Below are 19,348 nucleotides of genomic sequence, written 5' to 3' on the forward strand. Positions count from 1 at the left end.
TTTTATTCTACACTTTGTGTTTTATTGGTGTGTTGAATATTATTCATAATAATATGGTGCAAATTATTTTTCAGAAGCCATTCTGGCTTTATTTGTTCGGATATCTTTGGATTGCCAGTGATATTTAATAGTTTTTCAATTAGCTTTACATCGACTGATTGTTTGTTGTAGTTAACTATTAAGTCATCATTTTTAATCTCATAGTCTATTGAAGTTATACATGGCTTATTGTATTTGATATACTCATAAAGTTTAAGAGGTGAACCATCATGACTTTTTTTAATTAAATAAGGCAACAACCCAATGTCAAAAGTTGTACACAATTGCCTAATTTCACTGTATTTAAACTTGCCTTTTAAGGTGACATTATTAGTATTGCTAAGTTTCTTCTTCATTGTTTTATCAAGTATTGATCCATAAATTACTATTTTATAGTTCTGAGATAGCTTATATACAATATCATAATCAAACTTATCGGTTACAAATCCAATAAAGCCAAAATCATATTTATCATTACTAGTAGTGAAGTCAGTATCAGTTTGAGTAGAGTCAATGAATACTTTATTCGATATCACTTGTTTTGCTTGAATATTAAAGCTAGCTAAACTTGCTTCTGTTACACCTGTAATTAGATCCGAATATTTAGAAGCGAATTGATACTTCCTGTCCACAAGTTTTTTTTCATTGACTGAAAATCGATTATGTTTTTTAAAATTATCAATGAGATCGTACCAATAATACCAACCATTTAAACAGTTAGCTTCAAATGTGCCGATTGGTAAAAAATCTAGAAATACATTAATTTTGTTTTGGTTATAATTCTCTTTGAGTGTCTTTTCGATGGCGCTTGAGTATATATCTTGAGCCCAAGCTCTTCCTTTAATAGCACCAAAAATATCTTTAGATACATTGTGTACAGTACTGATTTTACCTGTAGTAATTAATTTCTTGATTGGTTTTTTCAATAGAATTTTTTCTAGTATTGAAACTGGTCTATTAATAATTGTTATTTTGCTGACTTGTTCTAATTTTTCCAACTCAAAAATAAACTGAAGATCTCTGACTGCTGGGCCGTAGTTATGGTAAAAATAAGCGTCACGATAAGGTGCTACAACAATATTCAATTTCATGCTATTGTTTTTTAAGTAAGCCATCTCTTAATCCTTTCATGAAGACAATTGAACTTTTATATTTTTTATTAGCAATAAAAGTGACTAAGTATAGTGGAGTAAGTAGTAGTAGATTTATTAAAAATATGAAGTAATTATTTATTCTTTTCTTTGAAAAAACAATTTGGTTTTTTACTGAATGATATATTCTTGTATCATTTGCATCTAAGTACCTGTTACTTAACTTACTGTTTTTTTTATTTGATATATGGAAGCTAGTTTCCATATCTGTTATTTCTGATTTGTTGTAGACTCTTATTTTTAGTCCATTATCGATGACTAGCCGATAGCTAAACTCATAGTCATCTCCGTAGAGATAGTAGCTCTTGTCAGGTAAAACACCATTATTTAGAATTTCTTTTGAGATTACTAACCCGCTATACGGAGCGCAAATGATGTCACTCTCAGTATTTTCATATGATGGAATAAATCGCTTAAATAAATCATGCCCTAAAAAAGAATTACGGGTAGATATATTTAAACAGGGATTTCCATCATCTCTTGCCTGAACAAGGTTTCTTCTATCTTTGCGTGAAATAAATAATATTTCGTCTTGATTTAGTGAAATATCTTCAAGTTCATTTCTTAAATTGGATGGAATTAAGTTATCGTCATCTAATATTAACAAGCGTTCATAATCAATATTTGACTCGATTGCGTATCTAATTCCTTTGTGAAATCCACCAGCAGAACCTTCATTAGTTGGGGTTTGCAATAAATGAAAATCAGAGCTGAGGTTTTTTGATATTACTCTAATTTCATCGATAACAGCGCTTTCGCAACCATTAAAAATGATTATAATATCAGAAAAATTTTGTTTATTGAGCTCTTCAATTACAGGAATTAAATATTCTAGTCTATTTGAGTATGTAACGGTTAATGCTATTGTTTTAATCATAATTATAGCTGCGTATTTATCTGTTTTTGGAGTAGAAATATATGGGTTATTTGTTTATGCCATAGTTGTAATTATTTATTTTTAATTGCATGTTTTGTCGTAATAACCAAGACACTAATGATAAAACCAAAAATCAAGCCTAATAGAACGATTAATGGGCGTTTAGGGTTGCTTCGATTTAACGGTTTTTCAACGTCTTGAAGAAAACTAAATGGCTTAAACTCTACTTTATTAGCAATAGGCATCTGAGTAATTAAAGTAAGTCTTGCATTTACTTGTTGTAATTTAGGCTCAATAATGCTTAGGTTTTTTATGTTTTCTAGTGAATTGAGTTTTTCAGATAGAGCATCTGAGCCTAGGTTAATTGAAAACAATTCGTCTGAGCCAAAGTTAGAGAGAGGTTTTACTGCGCCTGCTGATCTGGCTATATTTAATGAGTACTTAGTACGGGCTTTTTCTACCTCAAGGCGATTACCTGCTTGAGTAAGCAAGATTAACTTTTGCTGTTCAAGTTCATTTTTTTTGTTTGATACAACTGAGTGTAAGTTATTGAATGCGATAGCATTACTTTTTTTTGTAACAAAGTTGATATATTCATTTAGCATGTTAAAGCTACTATCTCTATTATTTGCGCTAGCATTAATAGTTAGAGGCTGATGTAAGTTTTTCTGAGTGAGTTGTTCAGCATTCAATTTCTTATACCATAAAGTATAAAGCCTTCTTACGTTATCCTCATATAAATCATTTTTTTCAATGGTATTCTTTACTTTGAGAAAATCATTGTTTCCATTAAGGTATTTTTGCTTATTTGAACTAGAATTAAACTGAGATAGGAATGATTGGAATAATAGACTCGGATTGACTAAATCATCTAATTCTTTACTGATTAGGATGGTTCCATCTTCCTGAGATATGTCAAAAATTGGTTGATATTTTTTGACTTGATTTCTATAACTGGAGAAGTTACTAATCTGTGGTTCAATTATCACAGCATTTGATGACCAAGTTTCTTCAGCCATGAAGGCATATACAACAGATAACAAAGTAACGATAAAGGTAGTAACTACGAGTAGAATTTTATGCTTCCAAATGTATGATATTAGTTCATTTAAGCTTACCTGGTTATCGATAACATTTTGGCCTTTAATATCTGTTGGTGGGATGGTTTCTGGTTTATCCACTTATGGTGTCCTTAATTTATTAATAATGGTGAATGCTACCGCCCTAGGGTTTCGCGTGCCCCTATCACGCAAGTAGCTTATTTTGTGATCAATACGTTTTGATTATTTTTGTAACAATATGCCGTGTTTTTTTAATGCTGCCGTAATTCGCCAAACATTTGAAAGTAGTGCAAAGTAAATCACAAAAAATCCAATAAACAGCCAGAACATAGCATATTCTGGAATGTTGTTAATCTCACCATAAATACCAAAGCCCGCGTAAAGTGCTGCGATAGAACAGATAGCAATCAATGTCTGGACAGAGTTTAATCCTAATCGTTGAAATATATGGTGTAAATGCTCACGGTCGGGCTTGAACGGTGAATCACCTCGACGAACCCGGCGGATCATAATTGCCGCCATATCCATTAGAGGGACTGCTATGAGCCATAGCGCCGTGACTGGCCGTAGAGGTGGTTTTGTACCATTTTGACTGGCAAGCAGCAGCATCCAGATGACCGTGAAGCCTATTAACATGCTTCCGGCATCGCCCATGAACACCTTGCGCCTGCGCCCAAAAGCGCCAAGGTTTAAAAGGATGTACGGCACAATTGCGATAATGATGACCAAACAAATATAGGCAAGTTCAGATTGACCATCATAAGTCAGCATTAAAGCCAACCCTCCGAAGGTCACGATGGAAAGCCCGCCTAACAATCCATCGATGCCATCAACCATATTGAATGCGTTGATGGCACCAATGACTGCAAGCACTGTTATAAAATAGCCAAACACTCCAAGGTCGATTGCACCAAATCCGATCATGTTACCGAGGGTTTGCAATTCCAAACCGGCAAAGTAGATCATACAAATCGACAGAGCACCCTGAATCAAAAACCTTAGCTTAAAGCTCACATCGAATTTATCATCAAGTGCGCCGACAGTCGTTAAGACAATGATACAGAAAGCATAGAGGCCTGAATCAGCGAGGAGTGTCGGGTTGTAATAGAGGTACTGTGCTAATGTAATACATATAGCTATTCCACCCACGAGCGGGACAGACCCTGAATGATGCTTACGCTCGTTTGGTTTATCTACCAGTCCAATTCTTCTGGCGAATTTACGAAGTAAAAATAAGGCTGTAAACGATGAAAAGAAAACGAAGAAAAGGTCAAAAAACATCAGACAGTACATAAAGTTTGGATTCAGCGCGCAAGTATAACAATTTTTTCGGCTTTCAAAAAGTTGAGTTCAGATTATAGGGCTTAATATTTTCTTTAATCAGCTATCGGGGGTTGCGGTTTGCTTGATATATCCACAATCTACTGATATTTAATGTTTTATTTTTTGTGTTTTTGGTCGTTATTCTTGATTTTCTTTTCATCTCGGTTGTGTCAGCTTTTTCTTTCATAGTGCCATATTGAACTAGCTCATTTATCGTTGGCTGTTCTGTTTTCCCAATGGTGCGGATCTCTTTGATTGGCTGTACCTATAAGTTAAACCTCACAGATATTTTCGTGATATGTCTCGAGCATTTCTGCTCACTTTTCCACCGATCTTCTAAGCTTTGTCATCATCCCGCTATCGATACAATCAGGGGGAGTACGAGGGTGAAAATTACTCATCATGGGGCCAGAACAGGTGTTACTGGCTCATGTCATGAAGTATTAGTCGGTGAGCATGGGTTGCTTATCGATTGTGGGTTATTTCAAGGTTCGGAAAACACCGGTTCTTTTGATATCGAATTTTCTATCGGTCACATTCGTGGGTTGTTACTGACGCATTGCCATATTGATCATGTTGGTCGTATTCCCTGGTTACTGGCGGCAGGTTATAAAGGCCCGATTTATGCGACGGAAGCAACGGCTGCCTTGCTGCCTTTAATGCTGGAAGATGGCCTGAAAATACAATTAGGTCTGAATCGGTCACAGTGCGAACATTTCACCAGTGTGGTAAAAAAGAAACTTATCCCCATCCCTTATGACTGCTGGGCGCAACTGGTACTGCCATCCGGTGAGGTGGTCAGTATTCGCTTTCAGCCGGCTGGTCATATTTTAGGCTCCGCCTATATCGAAATGAAAATGCCTGATAACCAAGTTGTAGTTTTTTCCGGAGACTTAGGCCCCTGTAATACACCGTTGTTAGTGGATCCCCAATCTCCCCAACAGGTCGATACCCTGATCATTGAAAGTACTTATGGGGATACAGCACACAATTCGGTGTCCGTTCGTGAACAACAGCTAAAGGAAATTGTTCAGCGTTCGTTCACTGACGGTGGCACCATTTTAATCCCGGCCTTTAGTGTAGGGCGAACGCAAGAACTGCTGTTTGATATTGAAAATATTATTGCGACAGCAGTACCCGGTAATCAGGTAGTAAACTGGGAATCAATTCCTATTATCCTCGACTCTCCTTTGGCGGGTGAAATCACACAACAGTATCGAGAATTTAAGCAGCTTTGGGCAAGAGAGGCGAAAGATCGCTATCAGCAAGGTCGCCATCCGCTTTCATTTTCCCAATGTATTACCATCAATTCTCATGCTGACCATCAAGCCTTGGTTAATCGCTTAAAGACAACGGGAGAGCCCGCCATTGTGGTGGCCGCAAGTGGAATGTGCACTGGCGGACGTATTCTTAATTATCTGGAAGCTTTGTTAGCTGATGCCAGAACGGATGTGATTTTGGTCGGCTATCAGGCCCGAGGAACGTTGGGGCGAGAACTTATTCAAGGCCGTGAAAAAGTAAAGATCAACGGTAATGACATTGAGGTAAAAGCAAAGATCCATCAAATGGAGGGGTATTCGGCTCATGCTGATCAAGCTGATTTGCTTAAATTTGTCGATGGTATCGAGTTGGGGCCTAAAAAAATCCATGTGATTCACGGTGATTGCGAGGCGCAAAGGGCTCTTGCGGAAAAGCTGAAAGCCGTGAAGCCTGAAGCAGAGGTAGTAACAGGAACAGAGATGAAATAGAAGGTGTGTCTTCAACATTTGATGGGCGAGCCGCGGCCCTGTGGTAAAGGGGCAAAAAAGAACCATAGAACCACTGTCATTTTTCACCAAATAGTCATTCTTGTCCTATACTTATCTGTATATCAATAATAGAAGATTGTTGTTATAAGTTAGGGGAATAAAGAAAAGCTATGAAGAATTTTGCGATTACGTTGCTTTTGGCTGGGATGCTTTCTAGTACTGTTTTTGCCGCGGAAGATCAAGCAACTCAACCGTCCACATCTTCATCTGCCTCGGCGGGATCCACAACGACATCAACTGATGCTGTGACAACCGCTGCCAGCAGTTCGACAGGCGCTGCCGCAGGGATTGATACCGCGTTGGCGGCATCTGCGGGAGGCCTGACGGCGACAGTGCTTGCGGTGGGGGTCGCGGCTGTAGTGATTGGGGTTGCAGTATCAGATTCCGGTGGCGGAAATGATACCGCCCCTCCGGTTACAGCGGCTGTTGAATAGGGGATATAGTTTCTCGTAACTGTTAAAGCTGCTTGCCTCTCACTAAGCGGCGAACCCACATACGGCCGGGATGCAGAGCATCTAATACGGCATGGGGCAAGGGGAGCGGATCACCACAGATCTGCGAAGCTAGCAGTTCACCCAGCAGCGGGGCGGAGCTTAACCCCCGAGAGCCTAAACCGACGATCGAGTATAAATTTTGATAAACAGGCACCGCCTCTGCGGTGTCTTGCTGATCTCTGAGGTCGGCATACTGCTCAATCAATGCCTGGTAACGGCAAACATCGCCGACAAAGGGTAAATGATCGCGGCTGGCACAGCGAACACCGGCCCGAAACTCATTATCTGAAATGTCGACTTCGGTCGGCCACCCGACACTTGGCAGGCAGTTGACTAATCGCTGCTTGTTATCATCATGCTCTTGTTCGCTAAACGCCAAGTCAACGCTGTTGCGGCGATAGCTGGCACCAATACAATGGGTCTGCGTAGCTTTATTTTCCGGTGTGAGATAGCCGTCATAACACAGTACCGTTTTCAGTTCTGATAACGTGCTGTTGGTTGGAAGATGGCTAACCTGTCCGCGCACCGAATAGGCAGGGATCGCTTTCGCTTGTTCAAATTCAGAAAAACGATGACCGTTTGCAATAATGACACTGTCATGGCTAAAGGTGTTACCCGAGATATCGGTGAGTTGCCATTTATCGTTTACCGATCCCAGTTGACTAATATCTGTTTCGACTTGGATCATAAGCAGCCCGGTTTCTTGTGCCTGGGTAACCAACGCGCGGGTCAGTTCTTGCGGACACAGCCAGCCCCCCTTCGGGTAGTGAACACTCGAATGGCCTGATTTAACCCCGGTCTTTTGCTCGGTTTGCTCGGTGTTCAATCCATGAACAAGCTCTGGCGGGAAGGCACCTGTCAGCATTTTATCTAATTTTTTAGCGGCTTTCTCATCCCAGGCCAGTTGCGTGACCCCACACCAGTCGTGGGAAAATTCACTTTTTACCGCGGCCTGTTCAACAAACTGACGCGCATAAAAAAATGCCGGTGCAAAGAAGCGGGAAAGGGTATCGTTTGAGCCATTCAATAATGGGTAGACTGCGCCCTGGCGGTTCCCCGATGCACCTTCTGCCGGTAACGAGTCAGCACAATAAAGTGTAACCTTCATGCCTCGGCGAACCAGAGCCAGTGCCGTGGCCGCCGATGCAATGCCGCCACCAATGATCGCGACATCTGTCGGATTCGTCGCGGCCGAACGGGCGTACCAGGGCTTGAAGTTTGCCTTGTGTTGGCGTTTGGTGATTTTTCCTGCCAGCATTTCTCGCTTATGGCCAAAACCTTTCACTTTAGCCATCTCAAAACCGGCTTCAACTAAACCCCGTCGAACAAAACCGGCAGCGGTGAAGGTTGCGGTGGTGCAATCTTGGCGCGCCATTTTTGCCATACCGCTGAAAAGCTCCTGATTCCACATTTCCGGATTTTTGCTGGGGGCGAAACCATCCAAGAACCACGCATCAACAATACCGTCATCACTGGTCCAGACTTGCGGTAGACAGTCTTTGATATCGCCAAACCACAGATCGAGGGTGATCATCCCATCTTCCAGCACAATTCGATGGCAGTCGGCAACAGCTGGCGGGTAGTGGGGATGCAGTTGCTCTGCTAAATCAGCCAGCTCTGGCCAGGCCTGATGGGCCTTGATTAAGTCATCTCGGGTAACCGGGAATTTCTCAAAGCTGATGAAATGCAGCTCTTTGGTTGTTGCGCTTGGGTTTGCCTGGCGAAAGGCTTTGAACCATTGCCATGCGGCGAGAAAATTCAGCCCAGTCCCAAAGCCCGTTTCGGCAATCACAAAACGGCGGCGATTAAGTGTTTCCCAGCGTTCAGGCAGTCCATTTTGTTGCAAGAAGACGTAACGTGTTTCTTCCAGCCCGTTAGTGTTAGAAAAATAGACATCGTCAAAGTTATTAGATACTGGAGTGCCGGCCTCATTCCAATCAAGAATGGCGTGCTCGATACGCTTGTCAGACAAGGGAAACCTCATAAATGGTATAATTTCATCTCATTGCTATTTCGCCAGGTAGCGCCTGGTTATTATTCAATAGGGTACTTTCTCATTGTTCTTAAAAGAAATAGCGGCGAATTAAACAGCTCTAGAGATATACTTAATCAATAATTGGTGGCGATTGTACCCGATTGTAGGGAAAGCTGACCACTTTCTGTTAGTAAACCCGTTAATATTGACAACGTTAAATGACAGTAGGAATTCATCATGAAACGAGCCGTAATTACAGGCATGGGTATCGTATCCAGCATTGGTAACGACGTTAAAGAGGTGTTGGCCTCTCTAAAAAGTGGTAAGTCTGGGATTAGCTTCTCTGAACAGTTCGCAGAAAAGAAATTGCGTAGCAATGTTTGGGGTGATTTGAAAATGAATCCGGCTGAGCACATCGATCGTAAAAAGATGCGTTTCATGGGTGATGCCGCCGCATTTGCATATTTGTCGATGGAACAAGCCATTGAAGATTCGGGTTTAACCGACGATCAGGTATCTAATGACCGGACTGGCCTGGTGGCAGGTTCGGGTGGTGCGTCATCGCATAACCAAGCGGCAGCCGTTGATATTCTGCGCGAAAAAGGGGTCAAGCGTGTTGGCCCTTACATGGTACCTCGTACTATGTCATCAACCGTTTCAGCCTGCCTTGCTACGCCATTTAAAATTCGTGGCGTGAACTACACCATGAGTTCAGCATGTGCGACATCGGCACACTGTATCGGCCATGCTGTTGAATTGATCCAGCTTGGCAAGCAAGACGTTGTCTTTGCTGGTGGCGGTGAAGAGCTCGATTGGACACTGACAATGATGTTCGATGCGATGGGCGCACTATCAACCAAATATAATGATGATCCGACAAAAGCATCTCGTACTTATGATGCCGATCGTGACGGTTTTGTGATTTCTGGCGGCGGCGGCATGCTGGTGGTTGAAGAGTTGGAACATGCGCTAGCACGTGGTGCGAAAATTTACGGTGAAATCGTAGGTTATGGTGCAACCTCTGATGGCTACGATATGGTTGCGCCATCAGGCGAAGGTGCCGTCCGTTGTATGAAGATGGCGATGAAAGATCTTGATGCGCCAGTGGATTATATCAATACCCACGGCACGTCTACGCCAGTTGGCGATGTTAAAGAATTAGGTGCCATTCAGGAGTTGTTCGGAAAGAACAGCCCGGCAATCTCTGCGACCAAAGCAATGACCGGTCATGCGCTGGGTGCTGCCGGTGTACACGAAGCCATCTATTCAACCTTGATGCTGAATAATAACTTTGTTGCGCCAAGTATTAACATCGACAATCTAGATCCGGCAGCAGAAGGTCTGGATATCGTAACTGAAACGCGTGAGCAAGAACTGAAGACGGTTATGTCTAACAGCTTCGGTTTCGGTGGCACCAATGCGACACTCGTGATTAAGAAATACGAAGGTTAAAAACCATCAGGAGCGAGTGACGATAAGTGGGTAAGGAGAAGCGAGGAGTGCGTTTCGGAATTCTAGCAACGCGCTACTCGAAACTCTCGTGAGTAACTTGACACTTTACACTCGCTCCTGAAAACTTCTTTTGTCTTTTTCCAGGAACGGCACTGGCTAGGAGATCCAATCAAATGGACGACTTTTAGCGGAGGCATCTTAATGATTGGTTTTCTGTTGCCAGTGCCAGTAAACAGACGCAACATCAGCTTTTGTGAATAGTATTTTCTTTTATAGAAGGTGTCTATACCCAGATGCTGATGCTTTTTACCTGGATTTTTTACCCGGCCCTGTGCCGGGTTTTTTTATGTCTGAAGAAAGGTGCTAGACGCTAGGTGCTAGGTGCTAGACGTAAGGCGTTAGACATAAGATACTAGTTTCGAGTTTCGAGTTTCGAGTACCTAGTATTTAGTTCCTTTGGCTTCTGAGCGCTTTCCTTTCCCCCGGAGAAAAAATGAAAATTCTTGTCGATGAAAACATGCCCTATGCGCCAGAATTGTTCGGCCAGCTTGGGGAAGTGATTGCCAAGCCTGGCCGTACTTTATCGGCTGGCGATTTAGTCGGTATTGACGCCCTGATGATCCGTTCGGTAACCGCCGTTAATGAAGCATTACTGGCAAAAGCCGATAAGTTGAAATTTATAGGTACCGCAACGGCTGGGTACGATCATGTTGATCAACAATTACTGGCTGAACGTGGTATTGCCTTCACGGCAGCGCCCGGTTGCAACAAAGTCGGGGTCGCTGAGTACGTGTTAAGCTGCTTGATGGTATTAGGTCAGCAGCAGGGCTTTTCTATTTTCGATAAAACGATCGGTATTATCGGGGCCGGCAATGTCGGCAGCTATTTAGCACAATGTCTTGATGCGCTGGGTATTCGTTATTTGTTAAATGATCCATTGAAAAAGCAGCAAGGGGATAGCCGTACTTTTCATTCCCTGGAAACACTCCTGGCCCAGTGTGATGTGATCTCCTTGCATACTCCGATCACCCGTGACGGTGATTTCCCGACGTATCATTTAGTCGATGAAGCCTTTTTGGCCAAGCTTGCACCCGATGCCATTCTTATTAACGCGGCCCGCGGCCCCGTTGTTGATAATCAGGCGTTGAAAGTTGCGTTGCAGCAAGCGCAATCTGGCCAGAATAAAGTACTGACAGCGGTGCTGGACGTGTTTGAGAAAGAGCCGTTAGTCGATTTGGAGTTGTTGCCATTACTGGCTTTTGCGACGCCTCATATTGCAGGCTACGGTTTGGAAGGTAAAGCGCGCGGCACCACCATGGTGTACAACTGTTTTTGTCAATCGCTCAATCTTACGCGGCAGGTTGCAGCTTCAAGCCTGTTGCCGGTAGCCCCCGTGCCCTATGTTCGCTTGAGCAAACCCTGGGATGAAGCGGATCTGTTTATGTTGATCCAGCTGATTTATGACATCCGCAAAGATGATGCTCTGTTTAGACGAAAAATGACCCTGACAGCAGGCGATGATAGCCAAATGGCTGCGGCTTTTGATCAGATGAGAAAAAATTACTGGGATCGACGCGAATATAGTGCGATTACAGTAGCAGGAAAGGCCAACTTTGGGGTAGAGTCGCTGGCTAAATTAGGTTTTACAGTAGTAGAGGAAACTCAATGAGTCAGGAATTTGATATTGCAGTACTCGGCGCGTCAGGCGTTGTAGGTGGAACGATAGTAGAGATACTGGAGGAACGCAATTTTCCTGTTCGTAATCTTTATTTACTGGCGACCGAGCGTGGCGCTGGTAAAGTATTGCGCTTCCACGGTAAATCGAAACGTATCACAGATGTTGAAGACTTTGACTGGAGCCAGGTACAGATTGCATTCTTCTCTGCTGGAGCTGAAGCATCTGAACACTGGGCACCGATAGCCGCTGACGCTGGGGTCATCGTGATCGATAACACATCCCATTTCCGTTATGACCACGATATTCCTCTGGTAGTGCCAGAGGTAAACCCGCATGCCATCGCTGATTATCGTAACCGTAATATTATTGCTAACCCTAACTGTTCAACGATTCAGATGCTGGTGGCACTGAAGCCAATTCATGACGCCTACGGTATTGAGCGCATTAATGTGGCAACGTATCAGTCAGTATCCGGTTCAGGCAAAAAAGGCATCGACGAGCTGGCGGGACAAACCGCGAAGCTGCTTAACGGAATGCCGGCTGAAAACAAGGCTTACGATAAGCAAATTGCGTTCAACTGCTTACCGCACATTGATGACTTCATGGATAACGGCTACACCAAAGAAGAAATGAAAATGGTGTGGGAAACCCAGAAGATTTTCGGGGACGACAGTATCCGTGTTAATCCGACCTGTGTACGGGTTCCTGTCTTTTATGGCCATGCTGAAGCCGTGCATGTTGAAACCCGTCAGCCTGTCAATATCGAAGAGGCGATAGGCCTGCTTGACAATGCCGAAGGTATTGAAGTCTTCCACGGTAGCGATTATCCAACTCAGGTAGATAATGCGACGGGGAAAGATCACGTTATGGTTGCTCGGATTCGTGAAGACATCAGCCATCCTTGCGGCCTGAATATGTGGGTTGTTGCCGATAATGTTCGTAAAGGCGCAGCAACTAACAGTGTTCAGATTGCAGAAAAACTGATCGCAGAGTATTTGTAAGGTTCGAGATTCGAGTGCCTAGTTTCTAGTTTCTAGTTTCTAGTTTCTAGTTTCTAGTATCGAGGTTCGAGTTTCTAGTACCTAGTCTCCCGGTTCTAGCATCGAGATTTATAATCTCGGTGCCTGAACTTTGATACTTGTCCCTTATTTGCTAATAAAACCACAGTTTTTCGTGAACAGACTACAGCTTCTGCATACCAGTTCGATATAGTAAATACGATTGGATAAGCCTTTGCGGTGTTTACAGCCTTGTTGATATTTATCCAATCGATTTTATGTCATTCCATATCCTGCCAGAGAGGGCCCCGGGCAGTGTCTAATCAATCTAATATGATGAAACGTTTAATTTTACCGGTCATTTTTGCAACTGCAGCCTTCTTAGTACCGATGCAGGTTCATGCTAATACTGTCCGCATTCTTGGCCCGGCTGATGATGATCAGCCTGTTGCCGTTTCTGACCGCTACCGAAACACTAACCAGACCGGGGCTGTATCCAATACGGGGTCCGTTAATCAATATGGACCAACAAGGGATAATGAAACCTTGTGGTCGATTTCATCTCGTTATCGTCCCAGTCCGTCAGTCTCTGTTTATCAGGTTATCGGTGCGATCCATCGAGCTAACCCGCGAGCGTTTGAGAATAATAATGTCCATGGCTTGATCCCGGGAAGCCAGCTGAGAATGCCGACAATGGCTCAAATTCAGCGTGAAGATATCGAGAGTGTTAAGCGTCGCTTAGAGATCGACCAGCGGCGACAGGCCCGCAGTACTGCCGTCCCCTCAACGTCCAAGCCTGCACCCAAGGCTTCAGCAAATTCGTCACCCCAAAAAGTGGCCAAGGCGAAACCCCCGGTTGTTGTCACTCCGTTAGCTAAGCCCGAAACAGCGAGCGAAGAAACGGTCACGCCGAGCAAGAGTGCGGCTGGAGGGGGAATTCCGGCTAAACCGTTGAAAGCCTCTCCAGAGCTGCAAGAGCAATTAGATGCATCTGACGTTCAGATGACGAAGCTACTGGAAAGCAATCACTTGCTACGGGTTCGCCTGGCAGAAATGCGCCATGAGGTTGCCGCGCTTAAAGATCAGATCACCGATGATGAAGAGTTGCGTGGTGAAATCATTGGTTTCCTGGAACAGCAGAAAACCCAGCCGCAACAACCTGTGGTTGAAGAGCCTTCTTGGGTCGACGGCGCAATCGCTAACCCATGGATTTTAGCGGCACTGGCGCTAATACCCGGCACCCTGATTGCCGGTGCCATCGCGTTTCTTTTGTTTGGCCGTAAGAAAACAGAGCCGGCTTTGGATGATGTTAAGTCACTCGATGCTCCGGAGGCTAATGGGCCGGTTATGGTGGCACCGCCGACTGGCGAGGATGATGAGACTCCGGATTTGACGCTGAGCGATGATAACGATATCGACGATTTATTCGCCAGTGATGAGAGCGCGTTGTTTGATGATCCGGAAGACAGTTTATTTGCTCCGGATTCAGGAGTGGAGATAGGGCATGCAGCAGGTGATGCTCAAAGTCTGGATCTTTCATTCAATAGCGATGATGACTTTGATATCCATAGCGATCTTTCATTGAGCAGTATCTCTGTTAAAGGTAATGAGGAAGCGATTGGCCTGCAAGATATGGAGCGGGCGTTAGATTTGATGGAGCAATCATCCGATCAAAATTCAGATGAAGCCTTGGCTGCCATGTGGGAGCAGTCGTTGCAAGAACAAGATGCCAATGAGCAGAATTTTGATCTCTCTTCAGATGAAGCGAACAGTACTTTTGATGATGAACTCCTGACCAATGGCGGCATTGACGAGGGGCTGCTTGATCAGTCGATTCTTGATGATCTGTTGTCAGAAGTTGAAAATGAAGTCGCAGGACAAGATGAGCTTGATACGTTGTTCGACTCGTTGAGTTCAGAGTCGCCGGAGTTAACAGGGGCTGACTCTTTTGCCAAAGCGCCTGACACTACCGATACCCCTCAAGACCGCGCCCTTGAAAATACAAACTCAGCTGACGATATCGTTCAACAGGCTGCGGTAGATCAAGCTCTTGCAGAAGCGGCTGAACTGGCAAATCCAACGGTTGTCGATGAAGCTGTTTATTTCGCTGAGCAAAAAGAGGCAGAGCTCCCGGAGCAAGACACGGTTTTTAAAGAAGGCAGTGTCGAATTACTTGATGAAATCATTGACGCTGATGAGCTATCGAGTGACATAGATCTCGAAGAAAACAGCACAGCCTTGCTGGATGAGTTGCTTGAAGCTGAAGACGACAGCATTCTGAACTCGGCTATATCGATAGACGAAAACAGCACGGCATTACTTGATGAGCTGCTTGATGAGGCAGACGATGAGTTTGAAAGTGACCCGCCGGAGCTCAATGTTGCGCCAGAACCGGATGATGAGCTGGTAGACATTGATAATCTGGTTATTGAAGAAAACAGTACTGATTTGCTGGATGATATTCTGGACGATCACCTGATTTCGGATGTGGTCAGTTCTGCCGTAGCCGATGGTACTGAGGCTCCTGGCCTTGCAAAACAGACAGATCCTGAATTTGAATCTGTTGATAGCGACAGCTCAGCCAATCGGGTTGAAGCCTCGGTTGGTGAGCCAGGAAGCGTTGCCGATGAAATGGATGCTGACTTTCCTTCGCAAGAGGATCCGGCGGCAGCTTTCGACGCCATCCTCAATGAAGCGCTAGAGACTCAGCCTCATGATGAGTTGACACCGCAACCAGAGAATATAGAACCCACGGATGGCGATGAACCGGCTTTGCAACCGGCATTAACACCGGCCCCTGAGCCTGGCTTAATGGCAGAAGACCAAGACAGTATCGATTCGCTGGTGACTGATGTTGAAAGCTTGCTTGATGAGCCTGAGAACGATGATATTCAGGATTTAGAGCGCAGTGTTGATGAGCTGTTTGAAACCGTTAATAATCCGGCCTTCGATAAGCCCGTTATCGACCCCGAGCCGACAACTCTTGATTTAGACGAGTTTCCGGTCTTCGATGAAGATACGGCTCTGGCAGAAGTTGGATTGGATCCCAGTCAGCTCCAGGATTTACCGCCGATAGGCTCTGATATTGGGGAATCTCTGTCTTTAGATGACCTTCCTGAGTTTGATGAAGAAGCAGCGTTCAACGATCCGGAGGCTGATGCCGCAGAAGAAGCGTTATCTCCGCTTTCTGAAGACGAAGAGCAAGCGGCTTTAGATAATATGGTTAAGCAGCTGCAGCAAGCGGTTGAGGCTACCGATAAGCCTCAGCAAGCGAGTGAGCTTATTGAAGAGGCACCGCAGGCTCCGGCGTTACAACCTGAAGAGTTAAGTGCTGAGAAATTTGAGTTTGCAGCTATCGATCCAGCAACCTTGCCTGAGTTCAGTGAAAATGAAGCGTTGCAAGCCTCCTTTGAAGAGCAGCATGAACTGGAACAGTATGAGCTTGAACAAGGACTGAAAGAACAGTACACCCCCCGCCCGTTACCCGCTCAAGCACAGCCAGCACCGGCTGATATGTTTGATGAGGCTCTGGTTGAGTCCGCAGGGCTGGACATGGCGGCGTTGCTGACTGAGCCTGATTCAATGTTTGAAGTTGAAGCAGAGCCTGAAGCTCCAGCAGAGCCGGCGCAGAATATGACGTCGGTATCAGAGCAGCCAAGTTCAGCTGAGCAACCTGATTTAGACGAACCATCTGACTTAGACGAGCAAGCTGAGCCAACCGGCGTACGAGTATCGGAACCCGACGTTGAACAAGACTTACATCTGCCCGGTGAGCAAGGTTTAGATGTGGACGAGCGTGAGCGTTTATTGTCTCAAGAACCTGCTGATTATAATGACGAGGCCGATACCGATCTTGTTATGTCAGAAGAAGATAGTGCAATTTGGGCGGCGTCAACACCGGAACCTGAACTCGAAAGTGAAAATTGGTCTGAACAGCCATATATGCAGGTTGAAGACGTCGATGCGTTTGATCCTGAAGCTCTACTTGCAGAAGCGGAAGAATCGTCTTTACTGCTCGATGAAGGTGCCAGTGAATTACTGCAAGAAGAGGAGTCAGCTAGTTCTCCCTATATCAGTATTGAAGAGCTGATGAAGGACGATGAGCTGAATAATTCGCTCGATTTGGATACCGCACCGTTGAACTTAGAGGTCGGCTTAGACGAGTTTCCGGATGTACTGACTGACATTAAATCTTTTGATGTTGATAACCAAGGTGAATTCGCCAGCAAGTTAGATTTAGCCAAGGCTTATATCGAGATGAATGATGCCGATGGTGCGATTGCTCTGCTGGAAGAAGTCACTGCCGGTGGCGATGCAGGCAGCCAACGTGAAGCGAAGAGCTTACTGACGCAATACATGAGATAATCCCACGAATATCCCCTTAGACGGCGTATCAAGCGTCTGGGGGGTTCTTTTCCCACACTCTATTCCTTATAATCCCCCTTTTGATATTGGCCATGCGCCGCTCTGAGAACGAATTAAATTATGCGAATAGCTTTAGGTATTGAGTACGACGGTGCAAAGTACTGCGGTTGGCAACGTCAACGTGATGTAGATAGTGTTCAGGAACGTTTGGAAAAGGCGTTATCACATGTGGCGAATAAACCGATTACCGTATTTTGTGCCGGACGGACAGATACTGGGGTTCATGGAACGGGTCAGGTTGTGCATTTTGACGTTGATGTTGAACGCAAAATGGTTGCGTGGACAATTGGTGTCAATGCGCACCTGCCAAAAGATATCGCAGTACGTTGGGCAACAGAAGTGAGCGATGATTTTCATGCCCGTTTTAGTGCCACTGCACGTCGTTATCGCTACATTATTTATAATAATGCATTACGTCCGGCTATATTTGGTATTGGTGTTAGCCATTATCACGGCCACCTAGACGAGGAAAAAATGCATGAAGCGGCGCAATATTTGGTTGGAGAGCATGACTTTTCGTCAGTGCGTGCGACTCAATGTCAATCACGAAGCCCATGGCGCGATATGAAGCATGTCAATGTGAGCCGTCAGGGCGACTTTGTGATCATCGACATCAAAGCCAATGCATTTGTACACCACATGGTACGCAACATTGCGGGGAGCCTGATCCGGGTCGGTCGCGGCCAGGAAACTCCGGAGTGGATGAAGTGGGTACTTGAACAAAAAGATCGCCGTGTCGCAGGTGAAACAGCAAAGGCCGCGGGACTATACTTAGTCGCCGTCGATTACCCTGAAGAATTTGGTTTACCAACAGCACCGCTAGGGCCTCTTTTCCTGGCAGATTGAGGTGATTAGCGTATAAACCATAAGGTACAACCAGTTTTTTATCTACAGATTGGCAACTTTGTGCTTTAATTCACCCCCGATAGTTAACGAATTTTCATCCTCAGCTTAAATTAGCGGGGGAATATAGACTAAAGGTCATTCATGAGCTGGCTTGAAAAGATACTAACCAAAAGCAATATTGTCTCTTCTCGAAAAGTGTCGATCCCTGAAGGGGTCTGGACAAAGTGTACGTCATGTGAACAAGTACTTTATCACGCCGACCTGGAACGTAACCTCGAAGTGTGTCCAAAGTGCGACCATCACATGCGTATGAAGGCGCGCCGTCGTCTTGAGACTTTTCTTGATACAGAAAGCCCGGTAGAGCTGGCTGCTGATATGGAGCCGAAAGATAAACTGAAGTTCCGTGATTCAAAAAAATATAAAGATCGCCTTTCTGCTGCCCAAAAAAACAGTGGCGAAAAAGACGCATTAATCGTAATGAAGGGCACTCTGCTGGAGCAGACAATTGTTGCCTGTGCGTTTGAGTTTTCTTTCATGGGCGGTTCAATGGGCTCAGTTGTCGGTGCTAAATTTGTTCGTGCTGTTGACGAAGCCATTGCCAGCAACTGTGCACTGGTTTGTTTCTCTGCCAGTGGCGGAGCGCGCATGCAGGAGGCACTGATGTCTCTGATGCAAATGGCAAAAACCAGCGCGGCATTAGAACGCCTGTCGGCGAAAGGGCTGCCATTTATTTCTGTGCTGACTGATCCAACAATGGGCGGTGTATCGGCAAGTCTGGCCATGCTGGGTGATATCAACATTGGTGAGCCAAAAGCGTTGATCGGTTTTGCGGGTCAGCGTGTTATCGAGCAGACAGTGCGTGAAAAACTCCCTGAAGGTTTTCAGCGTAGTGAATTCCTGCTTGAGCACGGTGCGATTGATATGATCGTTGATCGTCGCGAAATGCGTCAGCGCATTGGCGGCCTGGTGGCTAAAATGACGAATAACACATCACCTTTAGTCGTGCCGGTTGATCAACCTCAGCAACTGCAGATAGAAGCTGAAAAAGAAAATAACGAAGAGGCATAAGCCTTTTTGATGTTGCCACTGAACCGGGCAACGGGTTTAAACAAGAAAAAAACACCTAGCGGGTGCTAAGTAGAATTTCTTTCTTGTTTACGTGAACTCAGGCTCGGTTCAGTGTTAAATTAGTACCTTTGATGGGTATTAATAAGTGAATAC

At 44.7% G+C, this 19,348-nt stretch carries 13 protein-coding genes; 8 read left to right on the plus strand and 5 right to left on the minus strand.

Annotation, left to right across the window (positions count from 1 at the left end):
• Nucleotides 1-2: 2 nt before the first annotated feature.
• From AC2204_RS15305 to wecA, 4 genes are all read right to left on the minus strand, one after another.
• Nucleotides 3-1,154 carry a glycosyltransferase family protein gene (locus AC2204_RS15305; RefSeq protein WP_318926549.1) on the minus strand — a complete coding sequence of 384 codons (1,152 nt, stop codon included), beginning with the start codon at nucleotides 1,152-1,154 and terminating at the stop codon, nucleotides 3-5.
• Nucleotides 1,132-2,067 carry a glycosyltransferase gene (locus AC2204_RS15310; RefSeq protein ID WP_318926550.1) on the minus strand — a complete coding sequence of 312 codons (936 nt, stop codon included), beginning with the start codon at nucleotides 2,065-2,067 and terminating at the stop codon, nucleotides 1,132-1,134. Before AC2204_RS15310 ends, AC2204_RS15305 begins: the two co-directional genes overlap by 23 nt.
• Before the next feature lie 71 nt (nucleotides 2,068-2,138).
• Nucleotides 2,139-3,248 carry a Wzz/FepE/Etk N-terminal domain-containing protein gene (locus AC2204_RS15315; protein ID WP_318926551.1) on the minus strand — a complete coding sequence of 370 codons (1,110 nt, stop codon included), beginning with the start codon at nucleotides 3,246-3,248 and terminating at the stop codon, nucleotides 2,139-2,141.
• Between the two features lie 102 nt (nucleotides 3,249-3,350).
• The gene (wecA, locus tag AC2204_RS15320; protein WP_318926552.1) at nucleotides 3,351-4,409 is read right to left on the minus strand and encodes a UDP-N-acetylglucosamine--undecaprenyl-phosphate N-acetylglucosaminephosphotransferase; all 1,059 of its coding nucleotides are present in this window, start codon (nucleotides 4,407-4,409) and stop codon (nucleotides 3,351-3,353) included.
• Nucleotides 4,410-4,837: 428 nt separating this feature from the next.
• Between wecA and AC2204_RS15325 the strand changes: the two genes are divergently transcribed.
• Together AC2204_RS15325 and AC2204_RS15330 are read left to right on the plus strand one after the other, a co-directional pair.
• Entirely contained in the window at nucleotides 4,838-6,199 is a 1,362-nt protein-coding gene (locus tag AC2204_RS15325) for an MBL fold metallo-hydrolase (RefSeq protein WP_318926553.1), read from the plus strand.
• A 170-nt stretch (nucleotides 6,200-6,369) separates the two neighbouring features.
• Nucleotides 6,370-6,693, plus strand: a complete 324-nt coding sequence (locus AC2204_RS15330) for a hypothetical protein (RefSeq protein WP_318926554.1) — start codon at nucleotides 6,370-6,372, stop codon at nucleotides 6,691-6,693.
• A gap of 22 nt (nucleotides 6,694-6,715) precedes the next feature.
• Here the strand turns inward: AC2204_RS15330 and mnmC are convergent, their stop codons facing one another.
• Nucleotides 6,716-8,737 (minus strand): bifunctional tRNA (5-methylaminomethyl-2-thiouridine)(34)-methyltransferase MnmC2/FAD-dependent 5-carboxymethylaminomethyl-2-thiouridine(34) oxidoreductase MnmC1, encoded by a 2,022-nt coding sequence (gene mnmC, locus AC2204_RS15335; RefSeq protein ID WP_318926555.1) that lies wholly within the window; start codon nucleotides 8,735-8,737, stop codon nucleotides 6,716-6,718.
• 228 nt (nucleotides 8,738-8,965) lie between these two features.
• On the opposite strand from mnmC, the gene fabB reads away from it, so the two are divergent.
• From fabB to accD, 6 genes are all read left to right on the plus strand, one after another.
• Nucleotides 8,966-10,180, plus strand: a complete 1,215-nt coding sequence (gene fabB / locus AC2204_RS15340) for a beta-ketoacyl-ACP synthase I (RefSeq protein WP_318926556.1) — start codon at nucleotides 8,966-8,968, stop codon at nucleotides 10,178-10,180.
• 493 nt (nucleotides 10,181-10,673) lie between these two features.
• Nucleotides 10,674-11,849: a 4-phosphoerythronate dehydrogenase gene (locus AC2204_RS15345; RefSeq protein WP_318926557.1), complete on the plus strand. Its 1,176-nt coding sequence runs from the start codon at nucleotides 10,674-10,676 to the stop codon at nucleotides 11,847-11,849.
• On the plus strand, nucleotides 11,846-12,859 hold the full coding sequence (locus AC2204_RS15350; RefSeq protein WP_318926558.1) for an aspartate-semialdehyde dehydrogenase: 1,014 nt from the start codon (nucleotides 11,846-11,848) through the stop codon (nucleotides 12,857-12,859). Before AC2204_RS15345 ends, AC2204_RS15350 begins: the two co-directional genes overlap by 4 nt.
• A gap of 330 nt (nucleotides 12,860-13,189) precedes the next feature.
• The gene (locus AC2204_RS15355) at nucleotides 13,190-17,221 is read left to right on the plus strand and encodes a FimV/HubP family polar landmark protein (RefSeq protein WP_318926559.1); all 4,032 of its coding nucleotides are present in this window, start codon (nucleotides 13,190-13,192) and stop codon (nucleotides 17,219-17,221) included.
• A 120-nt stretch (nucleotides 17,222-17,341) separates the two neighbouring features.
• The gene (gene truA, locus AC2204_RS15360) at nucleotides 17,342-18,127 is read left to right on the plus strand and encodes a tRNA pseudouridine(38-40) synthase TruA (RefSeq protein ID WP_318926560.1); all 786 of its coding nucleotides are present in this window, start codon (nucleotides 17,342-17,344) and stop codon (nucleotides 18,125-18,127) included.
• Between the two features lie 141 nt (nucleotides 18,128-18,268).
• Entirely contained in the window at nucleotides 18,269-19,195 is a 927-nt protein-coding gene (accD, locus tag AC2204_RS15365) for an acetyl-CoA carboxylase, carboxyltransferase subunit beta (RefSeq protein ID WP_318926561.1), read from the plus strand.
• The last annotated feature ends 153 nt before the right edge of the window (nucleotides 19,196-19,348 follow it).

The sequence above is a fragment of the Photobacterium sp. genome, from assembly GCF_057456235.1.

What these genes read in the sequence shown, in the direction of transcription:
- AC2204_RS15305 (WP_318926549.1), bottom strand. Translation starts at nt 1,154, where the DNA reads ATGGCTTACTTAAAAAACAATAGCATGAAATTGAATATTGTTGTAGCA.
- AC2204_RS15310 (WP_318926550.1), bottom strand. Translation starts at nt 2,067, where the DNA reads ATGATTAAAACAATAGCATTAACCGTTACATACTCAAATAGACTAGAA.
- wecA (WP_318926552.1), bottom strand. Translation starts at nt 4,409, where the DNA reads ATGTTTTTTGACCTTTTCTTCGTTTTCTTTTCATCGTTTACAGCCTTA.
- AC2204_RS15330 (WP_318926554.1), top strand. Translation starts at nt 6,370, where the DNA reads ATGAAGAATTTTGCGATTACGTTGCTTTTGGCTGGGATGCTTTCTAGT.
- mnmC (WP_318926555.1), bottom strand. Translation starts at nt 8,737, where the DNA reads ATGAGGTTTCCCTTGTCTGACAAGCGTATCGAGCACGCCATTCTTGAT.
- fabB (WP_318926556.1), top strand. Translation starts at nt 8,966, where the DNA reads ATGAAACGAGCCGTAATTACAGGCATGGGTATCGTATCCAGCATTGGT.
- AC2204_RS15345 (WP_318926557.1), top strand. Translation starts at nt 10,674, where the DNA reads ATGAAAATTCTTGTCGATGAAAACATGCCCTATGCGCCAGAATTGTTC.
- AC2204_RS15350 (WP_318926558.1), top strand. Translation starts at nt 11,846, where the DNA reads ATGAGTCAGGAATTTGATATTGCAGTACTCGGCGCGTCAGGCGTTGTA.
- AC2204_RS15355 (WP_318926559.1), top strand. Translation starts at nt 13,190, where the DNA reads ATGATGAAACGTTTAATTTTACCGGTCATTTTTGCAACTGCAGCCTTC.
- truA (WP_318926560.1), top strand. Translation starts at nt 17,342, where the DNA reads ATGCGAATAGCTTTAGGTATTGAGTACGACGGTGCAAAGTACTGCGGT.
- accD (WP_318926561.1), top strand. Translation starts at nt 18,269, where the DNA reads ATGAGCTGGCTTGAAAAGATACTAACCAAAAGCAATATTGTCTCTTCT.